General features: G+C 24.9%; 1 protein-coding gene. It reads left to right on the top strand.

Annotated elements, in window-relative coordinates:
• A partial coding sequence (locus tag PG840_RS16775) for a hypothetical protein (RefSeq protein WP_270613924.1) occupies window positions 1–426 on the top strand: 426 nt, incomplete at its 5' end.
• Window positions 427–606: the final 180 nt, after the last annotated feature.

The following is a 606-nucleotide window of genomic DNA, read 5'->3' as shown; positions in this document are numbered from 1 at the left end:
GAAACGGAAAAAGAAAAGAAAAACAATTTTATTATAGAGAAAATTATACCAATATCAGATATTAAAGTTTTTTTCATAAAGGCCACCATTTTATCAATATTTGAAATAGTAGGCGTTATTTTTTTGATAAGTTATATATTGATTGTGAAAAATATAGGGCAATCTGTAATTGAGGTGAAAAAAATATGTGAGTTTGCTATATTAATCATACCTATTACTTTAAATGCTGGAATACTCAAAATTTATAATAGTAGCTTAGTTGAAGAAAAACGCAATAAGTTTGTTTATGCTGTTCCTTTGATACAAATTCTGTTGCTTTTTGGTTGCAAACAATTTGGATATTTCATACAGTGTGTAAACATAATAATAACTTTTATAGTTATATCATTCTGTGTAGTAAGGATCAGAAATATACAAATTATATAAATGATATATTTGTTAGTAATAAAAAGAGAAAGGAAAATGTGATATTTCTGTTTATAGAAAGATCACAGGAGTTATACATGAATGACAACACAATGTTAAGGATTATAATTGAATCAAATTTACATATAAGAATAATGGAACATTTTCTTTTGATAGGAAATCAACCTAGTCTGAAGTTAG

Origin of the sequence: Coprococcus sp. AM97-35 (assembly GCF_027697525.1) — a bacterium.
GTDB lineage: Bacteria > Bacillota > Clostridia > Lachnospirales > Lachnospiraceae > Allocoprococcus > Allocoprococcus comes.
Note: the sequence above shows the minus strand (reverse complement) of the source record. Positions and strands in the feature narration are given on the sequence as shown.